17 protein-coding genes and 1 tRNA gene are annotated in these 21,003 nt (G+C 51.1%); 8 read left to right on the top strand and 10 right to left on the bottom strand.

What is annotated here, in order from left to right:
* Positions 1 to 5 precede the first annotated feature (5 nt).
* Positions 6 to 953, bottom strand: coding sequence for a hypothetical protein (locus WCX18_RS05265; RefSeq protein WP_345990346.1), 948 nt, complete (start codon positions 951 to 953; stop codon positions 6 to 8).
* Between the two features lie 295 nt (positions 954 to 1,248).
* Here WCX18_RS05265 and WCX18_RS05260 point away from each other — a divergent pair, with 295 nt between their 5' ends.
* The 4 genes from WCX18_RS05260 (at position 1,249) to WCX18_RS05245 (ending at position 3,301) form a co-directional block, all read left to right on the top strand.
* On the top strand, positions 1,249 to 1,383 hold the full coding sequence (locus WCX18_RS05260; protein WP_345990344.1) for a hypothetical protein: 135 nt from the start codon (positions 1,249 to 1,251) through the stop codon (positions 1,381 to 1,383).
* A 39-nt stretch (positions 1,384 to 1,422) separates the two neighbouring features.
* Positions 1,423 to 2,073, top strand: coding sequence for a hypothetical protein (locus WCX18_RS05255; protein ID WP_345990342.1), 651 nt, complete (start codon positions 1,423 to 1,425; stop codon positions 2,071 to 2,073).
* Between the two features lie 161 nt (positions 2,074 to 2,234).
* A complete protein-coding gene (locus WCX18_RS05250) occupies positions 2,235 to 2,465 on the top strand; it encodes a DUF350 domain-containing protein (protein WP_345990340.1) in 231 nt (76 codons plus the stop codon).
* Entirely contained in the window at positions 2,462 to 3,301 is an 840-nt protein-coding gene (locus WCX18_RS05245) for a transglutaminase-like domain-containing protein (protein WP_345990338.1), read from the top strand. The genes WCX18_RS05250 and WCX18_RS05245 overlap by 4 nt, the downstream gene beginning before the upstream one ends.
* Before the next feature lie 60 nt (positions 3,302 to 3,361).
* Here WCX18_RS05245 and WCX18_RS05240 read toward each other — a convergent pair whose 3' ends face one another.
* Positions 3,362 to 3,703 (bottom strand): zinc ribbon domain-containing protein YjdM, encoded by a 342-nt coding sequence (locus WCX18_RS05240; RefSeq protein WP_345986555.1) that lies wholly within the window; start codon positions 3,701 to 3,703, stop codon positions 3,362 to 3,364.
* Positions 3,704 to 3,809: 106 nt separating this feature from the next.
* Between WCX18_RS05240 and WCX18_RS05235 the strand changes: the two genes are divergently transcribed.
* Positions 3,810 to 6,281: an EAL domain-containing protein gene (locus tag WCX18_RS05235; RefSeq protein WP_345990336.1), complete on the top strand. Its 2,472-nt coding sequence runs from the start codon at positions 3,810 to 3,812 to the stop codon at positions 6,279 to 6,281.
* Position 6,282: 1 nt separating this feature from the next.
* The gene (locus tag WCX18_RS05230; RefSeq protein WP_345990334.1) at positions 6,283 to 7,317 is read left to right on the top strand and encodes a DUF2235 domain-containing protein; all 1,035 of its coding nucleotides are present in this window, start codon (positions 6,283 to 6,285) and stop codon (positions 7,315 to 7,317) included.
* 129 nt (positions 7,318 to 7,446) lie between these two features.
* On the opposite strand, the gene acnB is transcribed toward WCX18_RS05230, so the two are convergent.
* Together acnB and WCX18_RS05220 are read right to left on the bottom strand one after the other, a co-directional pair.
* Positions 7,447 to 9,999 (bottom strand): bifunctional aconitate hydratase 2/2-methylisocitrate dehydratase, encoded by a 2,553-nt coding sequence (gene acnB, locus WCX18_RS05225; protein WP_345990332.1) that lies wholly within the window; start codon positions 9,997 to 9,999, stop codon positions 7,447 to 7,449.
* 155 nt (positions 10,000 to 10,154) lie between these two features.
* Positions 10,155 to 12,395 carry a DNA translocase FtsK 4TM domain-containing protein gene (locus WCX18_RS05220; protein ID WP_345990330.1) on the bottom strand — a complete coding sequence of 747 codons (2,241 nt, stop codon included), beginning with the start codon at positions 12,393 to 12,395 and terminating at the stop codon, positions 10,155 to 10,157.
* A gap of 118 nt (positions 12,396 to 12,513) precedes the next feature.
* Here WCX18_RS05220 and WCX18_RS05215 point away from each other — a divergent pair.
* Positions 12,514 to 12,597, top strand: a tRNA-Leu gene (locus WCX18_RS05215).
* Positions 12,598 to 13,265: 668 nt separating this feature from the next.
* On the opposite strand, the gene WCX18_RS05210 is transcribed toward WCX18_RS05215, so the two are convergent.
* The 5 genes from WCX18_RS05210 to WCX18_RS05190 all read right to left on the bottom strand — a co-directional run bounded on the left by WCX18_RS05210 (position 13,266) and on the right by WCX18_RS05190 (position 19,838).
* Positions 13,266 to 15,182, bottom strand: a complete 1,917-nt coding sequence (locus WCX18_RS05210; protein ID WP_345990328.1) for a hypothetical protein — start codon at positions 15,180 to 15,182, stop codon at positions 13,266 to 13,268.
* Between the two features lie 179 nt (positions 15,183 to 15,361).
* The gene (locus WCX18_RS05205) at positions 15,362 to 16,012 is read right to left on the bottom strand and encodes a HEPN domain-containing protein (RefSeq protein ID WP_345990326.1); all 651 of its coding nucleotides are present in this window, start codon (positions 16,010 to 16,012) and stop codon (positions 15,362 to 15,364) included.
* An 8-nt stretch (positions 16,013 to 16,020) separates the two neighbouring features.
* Positions 16,021 to 17,211 (bottom strand): DUF262 domain-containing protein, encoded by a 1,191-nt coding sequence (locus WCX18_RS05200; RefSeq protein WP_345990324.1) that lies wholly within the window; start codon positions 17,209 to 17,211, stop codon positions 16,021 to 16,023.
* A 385-nt stretch (positions 17,212 to 17,596) separates the two neighbouring features.
* Positions 17,597 to 18,283 carry a hypothetical protein gene (locus WCX18_RS05195; RefSeq protein ID WP_345990322.1) on the bottom strand — a complete coding sequence of 229 codons (687 nt, stop codon included), beginning with the start codon at positions 18,281 to 18,283 and terminating at the stop codon, positions 17,597 to 17,599.
* Positions 18,273 to 19,838: an EAL domain-containing protein gene (locus WCX18_RS05190; RefSeq protein WP_345990320.1), complete on the bottom strand. Its 1,566-nt coding sequence runs from the start codon at positions 19,836 to 19,838 to the stop codon at positions 18,273 to 18,275. Before WCX18_RS05190 ends, WCX18_RS05195 begins: the two co-directional genes overlap by 11 nt.
* Positions 19,839 to 20,102: 264 nt before the next feature.
* Here WCX18_RS05190 and WCX18_RS05185 point away from each other — a divergent pair, with 264 nt between their 5' ends.
* Positions 20,103 to 20,654 (top strand): macro domain-containing protein, encoded by a 552-nt coding sequence (locus WCX18_RS05185; protein WP_345990318.1) that lies wholly within the window; start codon positions 20,103 to 20,105, stop codon positions 20,652 to 20,654.
* Here WCX18_RS05185 and WCX18_RS05180 read toward each other — a convergent pair.
* Complete coding sequence (locus WCX18_RS05180; protein ID WP_345990316.1) at positions 20,651 to 20,938, bottom strand: hypothetical protein; 288 nt, start codon at positions 20,936 to 20,938, stop codon at positions 20,651 to 20,653. The two genes, WCX18_RS05185 and WCX18_RS05180, sit on opposite strands and share 4 nt — an antisense overlap.
* Positions 20,939 to 21,003: the final 65 nt, after the last annotated feature.

Below are 21,003 nucleotides of genomic sequence, written 5' to 3'. Positions count from 1 at the left end.
GCCGCTTACGCCTTCTCTTTCTCGACCAGCTTCCGGTCGGTAAGGATCGCAAAGGGGATCTGGATCATATAAGCGATCATGATGGGCAGCAGCATCGAGACGCCGAACGCCTTCATGGAGAAGGTGGAGAGGACCAGCGCCAGCGTGATATAGCGCGTCACGCTGTGCCAGAAAGCCGCACGCTCCTGGGGAGAGTCCATCTTGAAGATGAACCAGGCACTCGTAAGGTCCAGGACATAAAACGCGATAACGGCAACCAGTGCAATCACGATCAGTTCGGGTTCGAAATCGTACAGATCGACGAGGTTCTGCGTGCTCTGGAGACCAAAGAGGTAGAAGAGGATGATGAACATACTGATATTGCTGATGTAGGGGCGGTAGGTCTCAATGAACTTCTCCAGCGGCTTGAACAGCACCACAAAGCGGCTCGCGATAAACGGGATGACGATGAGCAGTTCGATGACCAGCCGCGCATAGCTCTCCATATTGTTATTGTCGTCCGTATAGAGGGTATCGAAATAGCGCTCGGTGTAGACGCCGAAAAGGTGCAGCATTAAAAACGACAGCGAGATCAGCAGCAGGTTGATGAAGAGGATGAGAAAGCCCAGAGACGTGTCGCCGCCGGATTTCTTGATCCAGTACATGACCATCCCGCCGCCGCTCAGCACCGACAGCAGAAAGAGCCCTGCAGCGATGCCGTAGTCGTGGCTCAGCAGGCCGATAATGACGGCGAAGATCGGCAGCAGTACAAAGTTGAGAAAGAGGCTTTTGATAACGACCGTACGGTGGTGCCAGAGCAGCTTGACGTCCATCAGCTTCACTTTGAAGAGTGAAGGCATGATCATTGTCAATCCCGCGAAAAGACAGATATTCGAACTGAAGATAAACCCGTCGGTGTTATAGCCGTAAGTGAAACCGAGCAGCGCGCCCAGCAGTACGATCAGCAGTTGCATTTTTCCCCTTCGTCATCGCAATCATTCATTCTAATTCAAAGCGTCTTATTCTCTCCACAAATTATCAAAATAACATCACATTTTATATCTGATAGAGGCGAAACAACACATCAAATCAATCCCAGGGTGCCCTAAAAAAAATCAGAGTTTTTCACTGACTGTACCGTTTCACGCCCCCGACTTCTTTTTTATATATTGATTCTAATCTCTTATTTTAAGTATAAGGGAGCTATGATGTAAATATCTGCTCTCGTATACGCATTATCACATGAAAATACGAGCAAAAGGAGATGACATGAAACGTTGGTTCCTGGCAATTCTCGCGGTGACAGCCATCGCGATTTACGGATGCGGCGGAGGCGGAGGCGGTTCATCGTCCGGTTCCAGTGACTGGGACACCATGACCTGGGATCAGGACAACTGGGGATAACTGCCGTTTCGGCAGAACACAAACTCAAAAGGATTCATCATGAAAATCAGACAATTTGGATTGCGCCTTCTGGGTGTTTCGGCGTTGATGGTGTCAGGGAGTCTTTACGCCGGGCAGGTCAGCGGGATGACAACATTCACCCCGGGTACGACTGCGTATGCCTCCGAAGTCAATGACAACTTCAGCGAACAGACTACACAGATCAACGACAATGACACCCGTATCACGGCCAATGCAACGGCGATCCAGAACAATACTACCGCGATCGCCGAAACGGGGATGAAAGTGACGGTCCTCAACGTCAGCTGTCCTTCATCGGTCAGTGTCACGACAGCCTATACAAAAATCGCTACAATCGGTTCATTTGCTAAAGTCCAAGATGACACGAAGCTGAATATCGTCTTTAGCGGACGGCTTGCCGTCGCTACAATGACAGGTACCGGGGTGATTTTCGAACTGAGAATCGACGATGCAGCCACCACCCTCGGCCGTATCAGAGGCAGCGTCAAATCAGCTGAAATTGGTATCAGCGGTGTCCCTGTTACGATGGAAGGTTTTTTCTCAGGTTTAACTGCCGGACCACACACGGTCAGTATGTATGCAAGAGCAACATCCGGCGGGGCGACAGGTGTTCAATATGATACGGGTTGCTGGAGTACGGACAGCGTCATCATCAAAGAGGTTAAGTAGTGCCCGGCGGGCCTGGCCCGTACCTGCGGCCTCAAATGTTTTTGCACGGATGAGCGTATTGCATCACTCTGTTGCAAAAGCATCGTGGTACAGAGTTCCCTACGACGGACAAAGATGAGCTGCGATACACTACCTCAATATTTTCATTGAAGGAAGCGTCTGTGCCCGAAAGCGACTTTTTCATCTCCACCCTGATCAACCTCTCCGTCAACCTCGTCTATACGGTCGCCGTACTCGTTATCGCCGTCATTGCCCTCAAATACATCGACAGCAAACTGCTCAAATCGATCGCGCTTGAGGAGGAGATCAAAAATGGCAACATTGCCGCTGCTATCTTTGCTTCGACCATCCTGATATTCATTGCCATCATCGTCGCTTCCTCGATGACATGATCACACGGTTCAAACAGGCTTTTTTCACCCTGCTTCGGGTCCTTATCCTGCTCTATGTCCCCCTCTTCTTCATCACGGCGCTGAAACAGCGGCACGACGAAGCAGCCCTGCCGCTTCCACCGGCGCCGAAAAGCGTCACCGCCCCGGAAGAGACGCCTCCCCTCCGCCGTCCGGGGCCCAGGGCGGGTGAAATGCAGCTGCTCTCGCTTCCGGTCAAACAAAGCGCCCGGATCCCGGCATGGCTCGACCGACCGGCAAACAAGTCGCGCGGCAAAGGGTCCGGCTCTCAGAGCATCAACCAGAAGCCCGTCGCCTATTTCGCCTACGGACGCGATCTGAAAGCCTACTATGCCAACGGGTTTTTCAAACACTTCGTCCCGTTCACGGTCGATTCGAAATGGAGCGCGATGCACCATGTTTCAAGGCATATGCGCTACTTGCGCGACGAACAGCAGTTCAAGGGCTTCACCGAGATCTGGCTCAGTTCCGAAGAGGCCTATCTCAGCGGCCGCGGTGACTGCGAGGACCATGCCATTTTGCTCGCCGACTGGCTTTGCGGTATGGGTTATGATGCCCGTGTCGTTTTCGGGACGTACAAAAACGAGGGGCACGCCTGGGTCGTTGTCTTTGAAGCGGGGAATACCTACCTGCTCGAGGCGACGGACAAGCAGCCTAAACGCAGTTTTCCCTTCGCCGCCACCCTCCCGAACTACCACCCCAAAGGGATGTTCAACGACCGCTTCATCTGGTACAACTACGGCTCGCCGCTGACGACGGCATACACGGGTGGCCAATGGATCAGAACGGCACGGTTCCGCCCGGTTGAAGAACGATAGGAAGACGTAGAATGATAGGAAGGGCGGCCGGCAGAAGCACGCCGGCCGTAAAGAGGGGGATCAGACTTTTTTAACGAACTCGGATTTGAGTCCCATCGCGCCGACACCGGGGATCTTGCAGTCGATGTTGTGGTCGCTGTCAGGGTTCAGCTTGATGTTCTTGACCTTGGTACCGACCTTGATATCGGAAGAAGCGCCTTTGACCTTCAGGTCTTTGATCACCGTGACGGTATCGCCGTCTTGCAGAATGTTGCCATTGGCATCGCGAACGACAAACGCCTCTTCAGACGCTGCAGCAGCATCTTTCGACCACTCATGGGCACACTCCGGGCAGACGTAAAGATCGCCGTCCTCATAGGTGTATTCGCTGCCGCACTGGGGGCATTTCGGCAATTGTTCCATTTTCATCCTTTTCAAAATGCTAATTGTACCAGTTCAGGCAACGAGCACAAAATCATAAATTGCCGGGGTTAACACAAATAAGAGACCATTCTTGTATAATGAACCCATGAAAACAGTTTTTCATATTTTTATTTTATTTAATATCTTTCTCCATGCTCTCTATGCCGAGACGGTAGTCGATGTCACCTCCAGCGGGAAAAAATACGACCTCACCTCCTCCGTACTGCTCTGCATGGATCACCTTAACACACTGAACATCGACATGTTCCTCGAGAACAGGGTCCCGCCGATCTGCAATACGGTCGACAAGACAGAGCTGCCCTTCGGATATACCGATGACACCATCTGGCTGCGTTCCATGATCAGAAATACTTCCGTGACAGAGAATGCCTGGGTGGTGGAACTGGCCAGTCCGCTGCTCGATTACGTCGACCTCTATGTCATCGAAAACGGCCAGATCCTCGCCTACTTTCCCAGCGGGGACAGACGTCCTGTCGCTTCCCGTCCTATTTCCAGTCTGGACTTCCGTTTTCCGATCACCCTCGTACCGGGGAAGACGACCACACTGGTCTGGAAAATCCGTTCCGAATCGGCGATCGACCTTCCCATCACCCTCAACGACCCCGAGGCAATGCAGGACGCCGACCTCAGAAGCTACCTCTTCTACGGCATCTTTTACGGGATCCTCATCATCCTGTCGCTGTACAACTTCATCTTTTTCCTGATTTTCAAAAAAATCATCTACCTCTACTATGTCGGTTTCATCGTCTTCTATACGATGATGCAGCTCTCTTTCGACGGTTTCACACCCGTGCTGCTTCTGCCCGATCATCCGTGGTTCTATAACGCGGGGGTCCCTTTCTTTGTCAACCTCACCATCTGGTCTGCCGTACTGTTCGGCCAGCGCTTCCTGGAAACGGCGCTCTATACCCCCAGACTGCACTCGGTACTGAACGTCGTCATCATGATCAACCTGCTTCCGATGGGCATGAGTTTTTTCGACCTCTACTACCTCACGGTCAAACTCACCACCCTCCTGGCAGCCGTAACGCCGCTCATCCTGCTCTCGGCCGCATTTGTCGTCCTGCAATTCAACAAAAGACGGGCCCGCTTCTACCTCGGTGCCTGGAGCCTCTTCTTTGCAGGTTCCACCCTGCTGGCACTCCATAAATTCGGACTGATCCCCTCCACCTGGATCATCCTGCACTCCCAACAGATCGGCGTTCTGCTCAAAATCGTCGTCCTCTCCTACGCCCTGGGAGACCAGCTGCAGTCACTGCTCTATATCGATCAGCTGACAGGAATGGGGAACCGCCACTCGATGCAGCGGATTTTTTCCTCCGCCATGCACTACGCCAAAAAAGACAAGCTTCCCTTCGCCGTACTCCTGATCGACATCGATGATTTCAAAACCATCAACGACTCCATGACACACCGGGTCGGAGACCAGCTGCTGATGCTGCTCAGCTCCAGGCTCAAAGCCCACATTCGCCGTTACGACACCATTTTGCGTATGGGGCAGGACGAATTCCTGATTATTCTCGAACGCATCGAGTCTACGGAAACGCTGACACATGTCGCCGAGCAGATCCTTGTCCAGATCCGTAAACCCTTCAACCTCGATAACCGGATCGTGCATATTACGGCCAGCGTCGGTATCGCCCTCTATCCCAATGACGGGGAGGACTACGACACCCTCATCAAGAACAGCGACTCGGCACTGCACAAGGCCAAAGAGCTGGGAAAGAACCGCTTCTATTTTTTCAACCCCGTCCTGGACAATATGGCCCTCGAACGCCTGAAACTCCACAACGACCTCTTCGAAGCCCTGGAAAAGAACGAATTTTTTCTCCTCTTTCAGCCGAAGGTCAGCGCTGTGGACGGTACGCTTTCCGGTGTGGAAGTCCTCATCCGCTGGCGCCACCCCCAGCGCGGTATTCTCACGCCGGATATCTTCATCGGCATCGCTGAGCAGAACGGCCTGATCCTCCGTATGACACGCTGGGTGCTGGAAGAGTCCTGCAAAGCACTCAAGCAGTGGCAACGGATGGGATGGGACGGCATCTATGCCGCCGTCAACGTCACCGCCGTCGATATCAACGACCCCTATTTCATCCGGGACCTGCTGGATCTCTTTACCGAATATAATCTCACCCCCGACCTGCTGGAGCTCGAACTGACCGAACGGATCATCGTCGAAAGTTCCACCGACAACATCCAGAAGATCAAGGCGCTGTGCGATGCAGGGATCAAAATCGCCATCGACGACTTCGGGACCGGCTATTCAACGTTTACCTATCTCCAATCCTTCCAGGTCGATACCATTAAAATCGACAAAAGCTTCATCGACGAGATCGAGTTCAACCCGAAAACGGCTGTCATCGTCAAAACCATGACGGCACTGGGACACTCCCTGGGGATGAAAGTCGTGATCGAAGGCGTGGAGAACGCACGGCAGGTCGAGCTGCTCAATCAGATGCAGTGCGACATTTTCCAGGGTTTCTATTTCGACAGACCCATGACGGCCGGCGCACTGGTCGCCAAATACTTTGTGCGGGATCAAATCAAAAAGGGATAATATGGCTAAAAACATCGTAATCTTCTCCGACGGCACCGGCCAGGAGGGCGGCAAGGGGCACAACACCAACATCTACAAGCTTTTCAACATGATCGAAGACCGGACACCACGGCAGATCGCCTTTTACGACCCCGGCCTGGGGACAGGGTTACACCGGCTGACCGGCAACGTCGGGGGCTTCGGGATCTCCCGCAATATCCAGCAGTGCTACCGTTTTCTTTTCGAGCATTACGAGGCGGGCGACAAGATCTTTCTGTTCGGCTTCAGCCGGGGCGCGGCGACGGTGCGGAGCCTTTCAGGGTTTCTGCACTACTTCGGCATCCTGCCGAAATCCCGCCCGGAACTGATCGCCAAAGCCTACGGCATCTATATGATCAAGGATGAGGGCAAACGCAAGGAAAAAGCCGCCGCTTTCCTCAAAGACCATCACAACATGTGGACAAAGGTGGAATTTATCGGCTGCTACGACACCGTCGCCGCTCTAGGCCTTCCCATCAAGGGCCTCAGCGTCCTGCTCGACGGCATCCCGGGATTCCGACACCGTTTCCACAATTTCAGGCTCAGCGAAACGATCAAACACGCCTACCATGCCCTGGCCATCGACGATGAACGCAAGACCTTCCACCCGGTGCTGTGGGAGAGGCAGACCGAAGCGTGGCAGACCGTCAAACAGGTATGGTTCAGCGGGATGCATACCGACGTCGGCGGGGGGTACAAAGAGCAGGATCTCTCGGACATCCCCCTGGTCTGGCTCACCCGGCAGGCGATCGGCCACGGGCTTCTGATCTATCCGAAACACACGGTCGACCCCCATGAAGATGCCCAGGGGGTGATGCACGATTCGCGCGGCACAAGGCTGACCAGCCTCTACCGCCGCGAGCCCCGCCGTTGGGACGCAGCCACCCACGGCAAACCTGTCGTGCACGCCAGCGTGCTTGAACGCCACAAAAACGCTCCGGGCACCTATCACCCGTGGATATTGGAAATGGACTATGACGTCGAACCGTGGGAGCAGTGGCCGCTGAAAGAAGCGTAGCCTCTATTGACGGCACGTGACTATCCACACGGCTTAGAGTGCAACAACGGACGGGCGTTTTGAGTTAGTAGAAATGCGGTAGAAAAATCAGGAGAAAAAAAAGACACTCCCCGAAACGGGGAGTGCTGCTTAGAGTGCGAACTCTTCGAGCAGGTTGAAGTTGAGGTACTTGTAGATATCGGCCTCTTTGCCGGAGATCTTCTTCGGTACGATCTCGAGGTACTCCTCTTTTGTCGGGAGACGTCCGAGCATCGCACAGACGGCTGCCAGTTCCGCAGAACCGAGATAGACCTGCGCGCCTTTCCCCATACGGTTGTCGAAGTTACGCGTCGAGGTAGAGAAGACGATGGCGTTGTCCGCAACACGCGCCTGGTTACCCATACAGAGTGAACAACCCGGGATTTCCGTACGTGCGCCTGCAGCACCGTACATCGCGTAGTAGCCCTCTTCCTGGAGCTGCTTTTCGTCCATACGGGTCGGCGGGACAACCCACAGACGCGTCGGCACCTGGCCTTCACCCTTCAGGACTTCGCCCAGGGCGCGGTAGTGACCGATGTTGGTCATACAGGAACCGACGAAGACTTCGTCAATGTTGTGCGGGCGGTTTTCGTCTGCAAGAACCTCGGAGAGGGTTGCAACGTCATCCGGATCGTTCGGGCACGCGAGAATAGGCTCCGTAATCTCGTTAAGGTCGATCTCGTAAACCGCTGCGTACTCGGCGTCTTTGTCCGCTTCCATCAGTTCCGGGTTTTTGAGCCACTCTTCCATCTTCGCTTTGCGGCGTGCCAGGGTGCGCGCATCCTGGTAGCCCGCATCGATCATCCCCTGGAGCAGAACGATGTTGGATTTGATGTACTCGATGACCGGTTCTTTGTTCAGGTGAACCGTACACGCCGCCGCAGAACGCTCTGCAGAAGCATCGGAGAGCTCGAACGCCTGCTCGACTTTCAGGTCCGGCAGACCTTCGATCTCGAGGATACGGCCGGCAAAGATGTTCTTCTTGCCTTTCTTCTCAACCGTCAGGTCACCCGCTTTGATCGCCACGTACGGGATCACGTTGACGAGGTCACGCAGCGTGACGCCCGGCTGGAGTTCGCCTTTGAAGCGGACCAGTACGGATTCCGGCATCGTCAGCGGCATGGAACCGGTAACGCCCGCGAATGCAACGATACCCGAACCGCCCGGGAAGGAGATACCGATCGGGAAACGCGTGTGCGAGTCCGCACCCGTACCGACCGTGTCCGGCAGACACATACGGTTGAGCCAGGAGTGGATAACGCCGTCGCCCGGGCGCAGTGCAACACCGGAACGGTTGGAGATGAAGTCCGGCAGCGTGTGGTACATCTTGATGTCGGAAGGCTTCGGATAGGCCGCCGTGTGACAGAAAGACTGCAGAACGAAGTCCGCGTTGAAGCCCAGGGCTGCAAGCTCTTTGATCTCGTCGCGTGTCATCGGACCTGTCGTATCCTGGGAACCGACCGTCGTCATGACCGGCTCGACGTACATGCCCGGGCGGACACCTTCGAGGCCGCAGGCTTTACCGACCATCTTCTGTGCCAGCGTATAGCCTTTGCCCGTATCGGCAGGCTGTTCCGGTTTGAGGAAGAGATCGATATCGCCCTGTCCCAGTACTTCACGCGCTTTCTTGGTCAGACCGCGGCCGATGATCAGCGGGATACGGCCGCCGGCGCGGACCTCGTCCGTGATCGTGTTCGGGCGCAGGTCGAACGTCGCGATCACTTCGCCGTTCTTCTCTGCTTTGCCTTCGAACGGGTAGATATCGATGACATCGCCTGTTTCCATCTGCGTGACGTCCATCTCAAGCGGAAGGGCACCGGAGTCTTCGGAAGTTGCGAAGAAAATCGGTGCGATGATGCCGCCGATAACGACACCGCCGGTGCGCTTGTTCGGAACGCCCGGAATATCTTCACCCATGTGCCACTGCACGGAGTTGATACCGGACTTGCGTGAAGAACCCGTACCGACAACGTCACCGACGTATGCGACCGGGTGGCCTTTTTCTTTCAGGGCGTTGATCGTACCGATCGGGTCATCCATCTTTGCCGTCAGCATGGAGTTGGCGTGCAGCGGGATGTCGGAGCGTGTAAACGCTTCGGATGCCGGGGAGAGGTCGTCCGTATTCGTTTCGCCCGGGACCTTGAAGACCGTGACGGTCATTTTTTCAGGAAGGTCGGCTTTGGACGTGAACCACTCTGCATTTGCCCATGATTCAAGGACCTTTGTCGCGGCAGCGTTGCCCGCTTTGTGGAGCTCTTCGACATCGTTGAACGCGTCATAGACGAGCAGGGTATGGCTCAGTGCCTTGACGGCGGCTTCGACAACGGCGGCATTGGAAGATGTGAGGGCATCAATGATCGGCTTGACGTTGTAACCGCCGAGCATCATCCCGAGCATTTCGACCGCAGCTTCCGGTGCGATGCCGGAGACGCTTACTTTTTCCTGTGCCACGTCGTTGAGGAATGCCGCTTTGACATACGCTGCATCGTCAACACCCGGAGAGACACGGTTTTTCAGAAGATCGATATTTTCGGCCATATCGCCTTCGCCGGCCTTGATCATTTCGATCAGGTCAGCCGTCTGCGCTGCAGACAAAGGAAGTGGAGGTACGCCCAGAGCTTCACGCTCTGCTACATGCGCTTTGTATTCGTCCATAAAAGCCATCGTTATATCCTGTAAAGAAGATTTCGAGAGATTATAGCGAAGGAAAGAATCAAGTAGATTTCATATGTTACAAAAGGAAACATAATTCTGAAATTTTGTTTCCAAACTGTTTAGTTTCGAAACACTTTTCTCAGCGCGGATATGGGCAGGCATCCTCAAGCGAGAATATCGCGGTTTCCTTTTGCGTTCGGAGGTGACAGCAGACCGCGCTGCTCCATCTGTTCGATGATACGCGCGGCACGGTTGTAGCCGATCTGGAGTTTGCGCTGCAGGTAGCTGATGGACGTTTTCCGGTCGGCCAGGACGATCTCCTTGGCCTCTTCGTAAAGTTCGTCCATATCCTCGATGCTCCCCTCGTCCGAACCGCTGCTCCCGTTGCTGCCGCTTTCGGCCAGGAAGGAGTCGTCATACTGCGGTTCGCGCTGGGATTTGAGGAACTCGACGATGTGATCGATCTCCTCCTCGGTACTCCACGGCGCATGCAGACGGATCAGCCCGGTGGCACCCGGAGGGGTAAAGAGCATATCGCCCCGCCCCAGCAGCGACTCCGCACCCTGGGCATCGAGAATGATCTTGCTGTCGACACGCTGGCCGACACGGTAACTGATGCGCGAAGGCAGGTTGGCCTTGATGAGGCCCGTCACGACATCGACTGAAGGGCGCTGGGTCGCCACGATCAGGTGGATCCCCGAGGCCCGGGCCATCTGCGCCAGGCGGGCGATGGAGTACTCCACGTCCTTGCCCGAGGTCATCATCAGGTCGGCGAGTTCGTCGATGATGACGACGATGTAGGGGAAGGGCTGGCCGCCTTCGCGCTTCATCTTCTCGTTATAGTTCTCGATGTTCTTCGTACGCGATTCGCTCATCAGCTGGTAGCGCCGCTCCATCTCCCCGACCATGTTGTTCAGCGCCGCGATCGCCTGCTTGGCCTTGGTGATAACCGGGGTGAGCAGGTGCGGGATGTCGTTATAGATGGAGAACTCCAGCATTTTCGGGTCGATCATCAGCAGCCGCAGCTGGTCGGGGGAGTTTTTGTACAGCAGGCTGAGGATCATCGCGTTGATCCCTACCGATTTACCCGACCCCGTCGTTCCGGCGATCAGGAGGTGGGGGAGTTTTTTCAGGTCCGTGATGAAGGGCTTGCCGACGATATCCTTGCCCAGCGCGATCGTCAGCGGGGACTTGGCCTCCTGGAACAGCTTGCTTTCGAAGATCTCGCGCAGGTAGATCGTCTCGACGGTATGGTTCGGGATCTCGATACCGACGACGTCCTTGCCCGGAATCGGCGCCTGGATACGGATCGTCTCGGCACGCAGCGCCATTGCGAGGTCGTCCTGGAGGTTCATAATCTTCGATACTTTGATGTGCGCGGCCGGTTTGAACTCAAAGGTCGAAACGACCGGGCCCGCGTAGGTGCGGATAACGTCCCCGTCGATCTTGAACTGGGCCAGTTTCTCGATCAGGTCGCGGATCTTGTCATCGAGCTCGCGTTCGTCGATACTGTTGCCCTGCTTCGGCGGCTTTTGAAAAAAGTCGAGGGAGGGCAGCTTGAAGTTCTTGGGCTTCTCCGACTTACCCTTCTCGATCTGTTCGAGCAGCTTCTTGTTCTCATCGAGCTCCTCGACGATCACGGCGCTCTTTTTCTGCCGGACCCCCTCTGCCATCGCGAGAATCGTTCCCGCTTTCGCTGCCGGCGTGCTCACCGGCAGGTCCTCTTCATCATCCCCCTCATCGGGCAATGCTTCTTTAGGGCCTTTCGAGACGAGCCGGATAGGAGCCTCTTCCGAATCCAGCGGCATCTTCATCCGTTCGTAGGCCGGGGTATCGAAAGGGTCGTCGTCGAACAGGCCCGGCTGCTCGGCCGCGACCGTCCGTTTCCCGGCTGCCGGGGTGTAAGAGGAGTATTCTGGCTCCTCGTCATCATCCTCCTCTTCCGCTTTGCGGAACGAAAAAGGGAGTTTCGGTTTCGGCATCGAGGGGAACTTTTCGGCATCGATCAGAATCACGGCGGCAATCGTCACCGTCATCAGCCAGAAGACCCAGAGCCCGAACGTCCCGATATAGGGCTCGAGGAAATCGACGAAACCGGCACCGAGCGCACCGCGCAGCGGCCCCTCGGTCACGAGGGCCTGCAGGATCAGCAGGGAGAAAAAGAGGAGAATCCCCGCCAGGACCTTCTCGGTACGTTCAACATCGATCTCACTGTTCCGGTAATAACGATAGAGCGGGTACAACAGGGCGAAGAGGTAGGCAAATGCCACGTAACCGAAAAGTGCCCGGTTCGCCTTGGCGATAATCTCCCCGATCGTCCCGATGACGGCCGCATCCGCGATGATCGTCGAGATCCCCGCATATACCAAAATGGCCAAAACAGTGATGAAAAATGCCTGCCGCAAAAACAATCCTCTTTTCAAGTAGTGTTAGGGATTATAACAAAAACTGCTTTGCCCGCCCATTGGGATGGCTCCGGGCCTATTTTAAGGATGCATCCATTACAATTCGGCTCTGCAAAATGCCGCTGTGGTGGAATGGTAGACACGACGGATTCAAAATCCGTTACCTTCGGGTGTGCCGGTTCAAGTCCGGCCAGCGGTACCACCTCTTTAGCCCTTGTACAGGGACTTTCCGAGACTCATAGTTATAAGTTGTAATCAACTTAGGTGATAAATACTCATCAAGAGCAAATATATAGATGAAATCCTTATAGATGATTTGGAAAACATCAAACCCCTTTCGATAGATCAATCTTCCATCGTTTATGGCTTTAGTAAGGTGCTTGAGCTGTGCACGTTTTGGCAATCCAAGACGTTCTTTCATTCTCCTTTTAGCATGTTTTGTTATTCTCATCTCGATTCCTAATCATCGTCATCATCATAAAAGTCGTCCTCATCATCTTGACACCCACAGTCATCGTACGCATTTTGTACGATTATGCCGTCATCTTCTCCATCATCATATAGATACGTAGTGACCAGGCAATGCCGGCACTGGTAATGATAATATGCCATGTTTTAATCCTTTTCTATCAAAAGAGCCCAACTGGGCTCTTTGTGTTGTTGTGATAAACGACCTATTTTTTTGAAGGGCAGTTACCCCTACCACCGCCAGATGGGTTACCAGTAGTACTTGGTCCCTTCGGAGGCGTGCATCCACTTGATTTGGACATGCCAGATCCTTTCACGTTTATTTCGATTCAAAGATGAACCGATGCGAAAATTTTATTGGGGAGGGATAAACGGCGGTGGATAGTAAGTCGTACAATTTTTTCAGTAGTAGTTGATTGAAGCGTAGATGTAGACTTTGCAAGGTTTATGGTGTGCGTTTCTTTTTTTGAGTTCTTGTTCGAGCTTCCTGTTCTTCAGTAGCTTTGCTACTTTTTCACCTACACACAACAGCTCAGGGCGGTATTCATTATCTTTTAAGCGCCTGGTTTTATTCATGAATTCTACAATCATGGGAACGGCATTCTGGTGCTTTTTTTGAAGAATCTCATGAAAAGCCTTCTGGGTTAAGTGGATCAAATAGTCTCTTTCCATTCCCATATCGTCACATCCTGTGCATTGTTCAAACCAATAGTCAACTTCTTCTTTTTTCAACAAACGGGGATGGAAAGGGCTAGTTGCAAGATTTATGATTGCTATGGCAGCATAGGTCCGTTCAAAATCTGATTGAGCGATTGCAAAAGCATGATAGTATGCTTTCATTGCAAGATGTAGATTTGGGAATACGAATTCATTGGTTAGAAAATTATTCCCTTCAAAACATTCTCCAAGGTTTACTACACTGTGAAAATTTTCCAGTGATTTAAGCTGGAGATCTATGAAGGCTCCATCTTGACTACCCTGAATCGCAAATAGTACTTCCAGCAGCCTTTTTTCATCAGCTTTTTCGCTTTCGATACGCGCTTTTTTTTCAGACAATCTTTGTGCGGCCTGCAGATTTACATTGGCAATTTCCGGCCCAAATAATAAAAGTTCATCGACTGAATAATGAAAGTTATCTTGGCCGACTTCCTTGCTGATGTAGGAAATAATTCGATCGAGCATTTCCTTTTTATTTTCATTTTCAAAAAAGCATGCCACATAATCTTTGTAATACAGTGCGTAAGGGTTTAGGTTTTCTATTGAATCACCATAGTAGTATTCACTAGTTAGGTTATGAACTTTCGAGAATAACCCGCAAAGTTGCAATATCCTGTTTTGCTCAATATCAGGACTCTTCATATCGGATTCAAAGTAGTTGCTCAGATATTTGTAGGCAGATTGAATCACACGTACCGATGTCAATATGGATGAAAGTTGTTTTGACATTGGCTCTTGCCATCTATCGTGAACGTAGGAAACGAATTTCTCTTTTTCTGGAGCCTCTAGATTCTCTTCAAGTCGACCTAATAGGTTGTTGGGATTTGGAAACTCTCTTTTCAAATCATCCAGAGTCAGTGTTTTAACATCTTTGACAAACGTACAGGCATCTTCAAACTGCTCCTCCAGGGATTTGTCTGTATGACGTATGAAAAGACCTTGATAATTTAACTTCTCACTTGCGTACTTGTGAATGCTTGACATATCTGGAATTACAAATTTATCGTGCCAACTTTTCAAGACGTTTCGACGTTGATCCATCTCTTTAAAGTCGGACGCGAAGTTTTCTGAACTTGTCTCCTGTCGGCTATTCTCGAGTGGCATTGCAGCATAAAAATCTTCATTGGTTCCGCCGTATAAGTCTATCCACCAATTCAGGACCATATTGAGAGGAAAAATTATTTTCTTATTCTTGATCTTTGGCAAATACCAGAACTCTCCACCCGGTAGGCCTTTATCGATTCTGTCAGCATATTGGGAAAAATAACGACCCAGCAGATATGCAAAATAGGGCACAACAAAATGCTTTAACAGTAGCCAGTCATATTTTTTTTCGAGGGATTGATTATAGGTTGAATAGAGTTCCCTCTGCACATACTCATAGTCCTCCAGAAATTCATAAACAATGTCTTTTAAAACTGGATGCGCATTGAAATAGTATATTTCCTGGAGAAGGTTTTGGAGCACTTCATCATATTTTTCTTTGAGATTGTCTCTTGCAATAAAGCGTCGTTTTTGTGGGGTCTGTTTGATAGCCAGTCTGTTTAAATCCAAATCTAGATATTGAGCTGCTTTAATCAATATTTGTTCAAGGTTTAACATAAAAAAAAGCCTTCAATCCTCTCTAAAACACTGCATTCTATCAAACAAAACATCCAAAACGGCGCATATCCGACACTCTGGTTTTTGAAAAGGTATTGTAAGGCCCTCATAGACTATGTTTCTTGGGTTGTGACTCCTGGACTAATAATCCAGTTACTCTTTTGAAGTGACCCCTTGAACTATATTAATTCACTTTTTATATTCATGATTTTTTTATCAAGATCTTTCAATCCTTCTAGTAAATCTTTTACTCTTTTATACTCGTCTTCTGGATTCAGTTGTGTTGTCGCTCTTTTTGTTTTGTGCGCAATTTCACCTCGTAAACTACCGAAGTTGTCTAAGGTAGTCATCCAGGTATTATCAAGTCCGGCAATGTCAATTCCTGTAGGTAGGATAAGTGATTTAAAGTTGTTTTCTTTAACACCATGGTTGTCTTTTACAATTTGAACAAATTGCTTTTGTGCTAAATCAATTACTTCTTCTATAGAGTCATTTGGCTTCTTGCGAGATCTTGCTAACTGGATTATTTCTTCATTTGAGCATTCATCATTAACACTCCAGCTAGAATGATATGATGCTAAAAATGCGATGAGCAAGTTGGATGCTTTACCATTTCGTTTCCATTCTCGTATGGCATCTGTGACAATCTCTTTGGAGACATCTTCGAGATATGACTCGATTTCAGCATGAACCAATAAGCGGTATCCTCGTGTACGATCCAATTGTCTGTCTGTATAGTTCCCAGTAGCAGAAAAACTTCCTGGAAGCATATGAGTTTTTAACTCAATGAGTCTCGAACGCAACTCTTTAAATCTCTTTGATATAGGCATACAACGTCCTATATAATACGGTGTTCTACTAATTTGGGAACATGTAAACTTGAACCTAGTATTTCATTTAACTTTGTGTTCCACAAAGATATGCGAGTGTGTGTTGCTGTTAGACTCTTGGTTGTGCTTTCGATAGATGCTTTAAAGTCTGGATTTATACACAGCTCCTTGAAAGCTTCTTCAATCGCTAATTCTTTTCCATCGCTCAATTCGCGGACTGTCGACTCAGAAAAGGATAGGATTAAGACATCGAAAATAGAGCGGTTGAATCTACTTTCATAGGTGTCACCAATCCACTTCTTATAGGCATTATTCGCAAAAATCCTCTTGATGGACAAGTGAGCTTCTTCAAACTCAGCCATTTGCTGAAATGTATTCTCTTCTAGTTCCCCCCACTCTTGATTCATAGTCGAGCAACAGTAGTCTAAAAAAGACTTTAATGTGCCGGAATACATGGACAGATAGTTTTTAAAAGAAAAATACCTTAGTAATAGCTCCGCATCGCGCATTCTGAAGTCTGGCTTCTTCAGCTTTAGAATGTCTTGTAACGCCGCACTTCCTGATGATGCTTCATCCAAAAATGATATAAATGGCCCTGGATGTAACGCTTGTCTCAACTCCTGTGGAGACAATGGTACACTTCCAGTATTTAGTCTCAGAAAGACATGATATAAAAAGTTCTCATTTGGCCAATTTTTGATGACCACAGTTCTTATTGGCTGATTTTCAAATGCTGAAAGGTCATCAAATAGGTCCAGGTCTTCGCGTAAAGCTACTAAGCTTTTACCTTTCAAATCATTTCTAATGTCGAGCGAAGATAACTTCAACTGGACGTACACGTTATCATCTCTTTCAGCTGCAAACTGGCGAATGCTCAATAGCCTTTGTTTACCGTCTAAGACAATATACGAACCTCTTCTATCTATCGACTCAGCCAAGACAATCTGAGGTACAGGTAGTCCAAGAATTAATGATTCAATGAAACGACTTTTTCGTTTTTTATCCCATGCATCGCGTCTTTGAAAATCTGGGTTTAATTGGATATTGCCCTTATTAATTTGATTGATGATTGTTTCTGTTGTCCAGTCAGTTGCACTAACAACGGCTTGAGAAAAAAAACTTTGATCAAGCTCCGTTATGTCTTCTTCAGATTCAGATTGATTGTCATACTCAATGAAAGCATCTTCTTCATTAATCAAAGCAGTTCTCCAAATGACTTTAAATTTGAAAATACTTTATCATAGACTGAGTTAAGTCTACTTCTTATGAGTTTCTTGACGGGGGTAGGGTAATGGATATAAAGATATTAATGCCAAAACCGGGCCAAATCTACCTGACACCTGGTACAAAATCCATAAATCAGCAGCAAGTGAGTCACACTTTGAAAAAGTGTAGTGATATCGTATTTTTAGGAACTGTTGAAAGTAAAAGTGGCACGCCCGAAGGGATTCGAACCCCTGACACCTGGTACCGAAAACCAATATCACTATGTTTATTTTTTGTGCCCGGTGTGCGCCTAGAAATGTCTTTTTATGACTACTGTGAAAGTTAGAAAAGCTTGCTATTTGCCTATTTCAGGCACTTTTAGTCTTCTTCAAGTCCGGCCAGCGGTACCACCCTCTTCAACTTTTTTTCAAACCTTTTTTCTTCGAGCTGATCCATGACGGTCGCGAACGGTTCATTTTCAAGGTAGCGGACTGCAACGGCATCGAACGTCAGCCCGAAAATTCTGCTGCGGTGCTTGAACGTATGGTTGGCGGCACCGTTTTGCATATTCATCAGAAGCGATTCGACTTCAGCCTCGTCGATCCGGTGCATAAAGAGCAGGAAATCCCCTTCGGTATAGCGGGCAATTTCAAAATGTACCCGCTGCATTTTCAGGAACTCGATCACATAGCTGCAGACCAGCATCAGGACCCGGTTGCCGATGATGCTGTCGTATTCAGCGACGATTGTTTTGTAATCCGGGATACGGAGGCTGACCAGGTAGCCCTCATCGCTGAAGCCCTGGCGTGCATTGAGCTTCTGTTTGTAGAGCCAGAGACGGTTTTTCGCCGGCGTGACATCGTCGGAAAAGAGGTGCGTGCGCAGCAGATCGATCTCACGGTGCACCATATCACCATCCGCTTTTTCCGCAGCCATGTTCAGGCTTTTTTGCTCCTCTTCCGCAAACGTTTCCTGGTATTTCGAAGGAAGGACAACCGCTTCGTTGATGAGCCGCCGCATCGTCCGCTCCGTCACCTCCGAGAGGTGCTTGTCGTCATGATGCATAGGCCGCCTCCGTATAACCGAAGGTCTGCAGGACATCGTCCCACTGCTGGGGCTTGTGCAGATGGTGCCCCTGGAAATAGTCGACGCCGATGCTTTGCGCCATACGCAGCACGCCCGTGTCACTGATATACTCCGCCACGGTCTCGATCCCCAGTTCATGGCAGATATTGACCATGTTCCCGAGGATGATACGGTGTTTGCGGTCGTGGATCTTCGAGATCAGCGATCCGTCGAGCTTGACGTAGTCGATCTCGAGGTTCAGCAGGTTGTCATAGTTGGAGTAGCCGCTGCCGAAATCGTCGATGGCAATCTTCACGCCGCGCTTTTTCAGCCTGAAGATGAACTCGTTGACGGTCTCCAGGTCCCGGATCTGGTCGCTCTCGAGGATTTCAACCGTCAGCCTCCGGCCGACGCCCTCTTTGGCAAGCCGCTCCAGCAGGGACTCTCTCAGCAGCACGTTGTTGATATCGACATAGGAGAGGTTGAGCGTCACCGAGACGTCATAGTGCGCCAGAACGTCAAAAACCTTATCGATCATCTGGAGCATCAGCTGGGTATAGAGGCGGTACTCTTTGGACTTTTCCAGGAAAGCCGCCGGCGAAAGCACCCGTCCCTGACGGTCCACCAGCCGCATCAGGCTCTCGAATTTTGCCGGTTTCGTCAGCGCATCGTTGCGGAAGATTCCCTGAAAATAGGGGGTCACCATCCTGCGCTCAATGTTCTCCTGAAGCAGTTCGTAGGTTTTGTTGGAAAAATGGGCATTGCGCTCGGCGGAGCCGCTGTCATAGAAGATATAGCTGTTGTGCAGCCGTTTGGCCTCCTGCAGGGCTTTTTCCGCGTACATCAGGCTCACGGCGCCGTCCGCCTTGCTCGCACCGATCGAAACGTTGATATGAATGCTGTTCCCGGGTACAACACTGAAAGCGTACTCCGACACAGAGGCGTGGAGTTTTTCGGCAATAAAATCGAGCAGCCGGTGCGAGAAGTCATTTTTGACAAAAAGGCAGAGCCGGTCGGCATAAAGATGGTAGAGTTCGAAATCGAACGCTGCGAAACCGAGGGTGCGGAAATGCCCGTCATTTTTGAGCCGGCCGAGCGCCGAAGCCACCAGCACTTCAAGCTCTGCCACCATCTGTTCCGCCTTCTCGTACCCATAAAGGATGCGGATGTCATCAAAAGCGACGATGTCGATCAGCAGCACGACGGCTTTGCCGCCGTATGCCGAGATCCGCTTCTGACAATCGTGCATGGAATGGACCTCATGCGATACGTCTGTACCTTGGCCTGCAGCAGAGTTTTTCTTCACCGGGTGTTCGGCAGTGTGGGGGAGCGCGCTCATCGCCTTCTCCTGTTTCAGTCGGTCGACTTCATCTCTGATGTCGACCAGTTTGCGAAGCGCCTCGTCCTTGTCGTCGGCGGCGACCCTCCGCTTGACCGGCTTGCCCTCCTCGTCGCGGTAGGTAACGTAGTAACCCGTTACCGTACCGTCGGACTTGCGGTAGAGTTCGCTGATCCCTTTGTAGTGTTTATCTTGAATTGTCCGAATCGGCATCATGCCCTCCGTCCGGTCGTTCATCCTTTTGGTGGCCCCGCAGGCCGCTTTGACACCGTCGTCACGGCGACGACGGTTTCACACAATTTTTCATGCTAGCATAATTACTACGATCATGTCAAGGAAATTGTAGTAATTTGTTAAAGTTACTACAAAATTGCAGCAACGGCGGTCCGCACCGCTCAGGCCTATCCCTGTTATTTATATTCAACAGGATCAACATGTAGGCGCTACCCTGCCCCGCCGCGATGATGCTACAATGTGTTTATGGCATACCGTATCACGATAAAAGAGGGAAACCTTCTGGACGCACCGGCATCGGACTTCATCGTCAACCCCTCCAATACGATCCTGGCATTGGGCTCGGGGGTTTCGGGGGCGTTTGCTGCGGCCTGCGGGCCTGCGCTGCAGGAGGAGATGAACCGGAAAAGAGATAGCAGCGCCCCCCTCTCCAAAGGCGATGTCGTCCTCACCGGAGCGGGAGGCTGTACAGCGTTCCGTCACGTGCTGCATGCCGCGGTCATGGACTACCGTCCGAATGCGGCCGAAACCGTGCCGAGCCTCGATGACATCCGAACGATACTCGTAAACATAGAGCTTTTCCTTGCAGACGAAGCAGCTGCGTCCTCTGGACCGGTTACTCTTACCCTGCCGCTGATGGGCACGGGCGTGGGCGGACTGGACAAACGTCATGTGCTGGAGATCTATCGCGGTTTTTTCAGGAGGGAAGTCGATTTTGACTGTGAAGTGTTCTTGTATGGTCATTCCGAAGCCGACTGCTTACTGATGCAGCGCGTCTTCGGCGAGGAGCGTGCCTAGGCGCCGCCGCCGGTATCGGCACTCAGGTCTTCGGTGTGTTTGTCGTGATGCGGCATCCCCTCGTTGGAGGCTTTCGCTTCCTGGAGCCCCTTGATCACCTCATCGATGTTTTCGTAAGGAATATGGACTTTCCAGTCGCTGGATGCACCTTCCAATGCGATGGAAATACTGACCACCGGACTGCTGTGTTTGCCGTAGGGCTCCTCGATGTGCGCGATACTGATCGTACCGTTTTGCGTATGCGCCAGTTTTAGCGTTTTGAGTTCAACCATCGATTTTGACATCCGATTCTCCTTAAGTATGAAGTGGCTTGAAACCATTGTAGCACATTTCAGTGCCGGAGAGCGCC

Origin of the sequence: Sulfurimonas sp. HSL1-2, from assembly GCF_039645565.1 — a bacterium.
GTDB classification, from domain to species: Bacteria; Campylobacterota; Campylobacteria; order Campylobacterales; family Sulfurimonadaceae; genus Thiomicrolovo; species Thiomicrolovo zhangzhouensis.
This window is presented reverse-complemented; position numbering and strand designations above follow the sequence as displayed.

Coding starts and splice junctions, on each gene's coding strand:
- WCX18_RS05245 (WP_345990338.1), top strand. CDS start 2,462: ATGATCACACGGTTCAAACAGGCTTTTTTCACCCTGCTTCGGGTCCTT.
- WCX18_RS05195 (WP_345990322.1), bottom strand. CDS start 18,283: ATGCATCATGACGACAAGCACCTCTCGGAGGTGACGGAGCGGACGATG.
- WCX18_RS05260 (WP_345990344.1), top strand. CDS start 1,249: ATGAAACGTTGGTTCCTGGCAATTCTCGCGGTGACAGCCATCGCGATT.
- WCX18_RS05255 (WP_345990342.1), top strand. CDS start 1,423: ATGAAAATCAGACAATTTGGATTGCGCCTTCTGGGTGTTTCGGCGTTG.
- WCX18_RS05190 (WP_345990320.1), bottom strand. CDS start 19,838: ATGATGCCGATTCGGACAATTCAAGATAAACACTACAAAGGGATCAGC.
- WCX18_RS05185 (WP_345990318.1), top strand. CDS start 20,103: ATGGCATACCGTATCACGATAAAAGAGGGAAACCTTCTGGACGCACCG.
- acnB (WP_345990332.1), bottom strand. CDS start 9,999: ATGGCTTTTATGGACGAATACAAAGCGCATGTAGCAGAGCGTGAAGCT.
- WCX18_RS05180 (WP_345990316.1), bottom strand. CDS start 20,938: ATGTCAAAATCGATGGTTGAACTCAAAACGCTAAAACTGGCGCATACG.
- WCX18_RS05235 (WP_345990336.1), top strand. CDS start 3,810: ATGAAAACAGTTTTTCATATTTTTATTTTATTTAATATCTTTCTCCAT.
- WCX18_RS05210 (WP_345990328.1), bottom strand. CDS start 15,182: ATGTTAAACCTTGAACAAATATTGATTAAAGCAGCTCAATATCTAGAT.
- WCX18_RS05205 (WP_345990326.1), bottom strand. CDS start 16,012: ATGCCTATATCAAAGAGATTTAAAGAGTTGCGTTCGAGACTCATTGAG.
- WCX18_RS05240 (WP_345986555.1), bottom strand. CDS start 3,703: ATGGAACAATTGCCGAAATGCCCCCAGTGCGGCAGCGAATACACCTAT.
- WCX18_RS05230 (WP_345990334.1), top strand. CDS start 6,283: ATGGCTAAAAACATCGTAATCTTCTCCGACGGCACCGGCCAGGAGGGC.
- WCX18_RS05265 (WP_345990346.1), bottom strand. CDS start 953: ATGCAACTGCTGATCGTACTGCTGGGCGCGCTGCTCGGTTTCACTTAC.